This window comes from Bifidobacterium italicum (assembly GCF_002286915.1).
In the GTDB taxonomy this organism is placed as follows: Bacteria; Actinomycetota; Actinomycetes; order Actinomycetales; family Bifidobacteriaceae; genus Bifidobacterium; species Bifidobacterium italicum.
On the sequence record NZ_MVOG01000064.1, the window covers coordinates 1 to 2803 of the forward strand.

General features: G+C 68.5%; 3 protein-coding genes. 2 read left to right on the forward strand and 1 reads right to left on the reverse strand.

The genetic code is table 11. The features are described 5' to 3' along the window. Window positions 1-658, forward strand: a 658-nt coding sequence (locus tag B1400_RS09760; protein ID WP_456061891.1) for an Lhr family helicase, incomplete at its 5' end; no start/stop codon positions are given. A gap of 206 nt (window positions 659-864) precedes the next feature. Then, the gene (locus tag B1400_RS09250; protein WP_095614089.1) at window positions 865-1824 is read left to right on the forward strand and encodes a GRP family sugar transporter; all 960 of its coding nucleotides are present in this window, start codon (window positions 865-867) and stop codon (window positions 1822-1824) included. A gap of 218 nt (window positions 1825-2042) precedes the next feature. On the opposite strand, the gene B1400_RS09255 is transcribed toward B1400_RS09250, so the two are convergent. Continuing rightward, a partial coding sequence (locus tag B1400_RS09255; RefSeq protein ID WP_327078511.1) for a DNA gyrase C-terminal beta-propeller domain-containing protein occupies window positions 2043-2803 on the reverse strand: 761 nt, incomplete at its 5' end.

Below are 2803 nucleotides of genomic sequence, written 5' to 3' on the forward strand. Positions count from 1 at the left end.
GGAACGCGTCATCGACCTGATCGACGTGCTGCTCGACCGTTACGGCGTGATCACGCAGCCGGTCGTCGACCATGAGGGCGTCCCCGGCGGTTTCTCGGGCCTGTACCCGGTGCTGCGGCGCATGGAGGAGCAGGGCGCGCTAATGCGCGGCATGTTCGTCGACGGCTTCGGGGCGGCGCAGTTCGCGCGGCGCGAGACCGTCGACATGATGCGCGACCTGATCGGGCGGTCGCCGGCCACGGTCGCTCTCGACGCGGTCGATCCGGCCGTCCTCTACGGTATGGCGATCCGCTGGCCCGAGCCGATGCGGATGGCCGGGACGCAGGACGCGGACGGTGCCGACGACGCGGACGATGCGGCGCGTACAGGCGGCGTCAAGCCGACGCGTCGCGCCGGATCGGTCGTCGTGCTGCGCGGCGGCGACGCGCTGCTGTACGGGGCGCCGCGCTCGGGACGCATCGTCATGTTCGACGAACCGATGAGCCTCGCCGAACGCGCATGCACGGCGCTCGCCGATATGCTGCGGCGCCTGCCGGGAGGGTCGGTCACGTTCCGCGACTGCAACGGCATGCCGCTCACGGCGCGCCTGCCGGTCACACCGGCGTTGCGCGCCGCAGGATTCGCGCCGTCCCCGCAGGGCATGAAGCTCTACCGGTGAGCGCGCGGCGTACGGATAGGGCGCGATATCGACGCTATGAGCAAAAGACGGCCACGTCCCGCCGCATGACGGGCATAGAATAATTGACGTCGTGCCGCCGTTCGTCCCGATATACGGCGGACGGCGCCCCCGCGCGCCGCTGTGGCGTTCGTGGATTCGCGACAAAGGACACTCGCACACGGAGAGGCAAGGGAGGGCGTCTTTCAATGGCCATGCTCATCGCGCTGCTGCCGGCGCTGTTCCTCGGATCGAACAGCGTCATCACCGCGAAGATCGACGGCAAGCCGAGTCAGGGGACATTGGGCACGACGATCGGCGCCGTCATATTCGCCCTGCTCGTCTCGGTGTTCTACACGGTGCCGAACGCCGGACTGGCCTTCGCGTTCAACCCCAGGATCTGGCTCGTAGGCCTGTGCTCGGGCGTCTTCTGGACGATCGGCTCCTTCGGCCAGTTCTCCGCGCTCAAGCCGTTGGGCGTCTCGATGGCGATGCCGATCTCCACGGCCGGCCAGATCGTCGGCAACGCGCTGCTCGCCGCGATCGTGCTCGGTCAGTGGCGCACGCTCAACGTCTGGATCATCGGCGTCATCGCGATCGTCCTCGTCACATCCGGCGCCCTGTTGTGCTCGGCGAAGGACACCGCCGCCGACGCGCGCAGGATCAGCGCGAAGGACATGCGTTTCGGCATGGGCGCGCTGTTGTGCTCGACGATCGGCTTCATGCTGTACTTCATCTTCCCGAATCTGCTGCACCATACCGGATTCATCTCCGACGCCATCTACGATGCGCCGAGCGGCAACGGACTCTATTACATGACCGCCGTCATCCTGCCGCAGTCGATCGGGCAGATCCTCGCGGCGCTCGCGATCGTCAACTTCGTCGAACGCGACCGCACGCTCATCGTGCACCGCAAGACGGCGCTCAACATCATCACCGGCCTGCTGTGGGCGGTCGGCAACATGCTCATCTTCGTGTCCGCGGCGAACCCGCACGTCGGGCAGGCGATCGCGACGACGTTCTCGCAGCTCGGCGTCATCGTCTCCACCTACGGCGGCATCGTCGTGCTGCACGAACACAAGACGAAACGCCAGATGGTCGGGATCCTGCTCGGCACGCTGCTCATCGTCGCCGGCGCCGTGCTGATGGGGCTCTACACGACGACCTGAGGACGCCCGTTCGCCTACGCGCGCCGCGGGGGAGGCCGCGGGCGACCATGGAGCGCGCATCCGGCACCCGGGATGTTCGTGCAGGCCTCCGTTTGCGAACGTCCCAGGTGCGTCCCCGGACCGATGCGTTCGCGGGGGCGCCCGTTCGCGAACATGACGCGCGCGGTGTGCACCCGGGACGTTCGCGACGACGATCGTTTGAGAACGTCCCGGGTGTCCTATGCGACGTAACCGATCGCGGAGGACAGTTCGCTGCCGGAACCGTCACGGCGCATGTCCGGGGCCGGCAGCGCGACGATATGCCCCGACTCGGTGTACGCGACGAGCGGCCAGGCGCCCACATACGCGCGGATCAGCGTGTTCTGCCCCTTGAGGAAACGCTGCGAGCGCACGCCGCCGGTGCCGCGTCCCTTCGTCGGATACAGTGCGAGCGGCGAGACCTTCGCCGATCCGGTGTCGGTGCCGAGCAGCGACGCACCGTCGCCGGCCACCGTGAGCACGACCGCGCCGTGCGCGGGCGACGTCGAGCCGTCCTCCCGCTCCTCGGCGTCCGTCCACTCCAGTTCGTCTTCGTGCACGACGGCGAAGGCGAGCGCCTCGCAGCCGTCGGCGAGACGGATTCCCGCCATGCCGCCTGCCGTGCGCCCCTGCGGCCGCACCTGCTTCGCGTCGAAGGTGAGCAGCGACGAATCGGTCGAGACGAACACGAGACGGCTGCCGTCGGGCGCCTCGCGCGCCGCGAGCAGCTCGTCGCCGTCCTTGAGGTCGATGACGCCCCACGAATCCATCGTCGTCGGCGATTCCCGGTTCCAGCGCTTGACGACGCCGCCGCGCGTGCCGAGCGCGAGCGGCGCGGTCTTCTCGTCCTTGTCCTTCGGCAATGCGACGACGGCGATGACACGCTCGCCGTCGACCGGCTCGGTGCTCTGCGTCGACGACACGAGTTCGCGCGTGTCGATGCCGGCGGACAGGTCGAGCG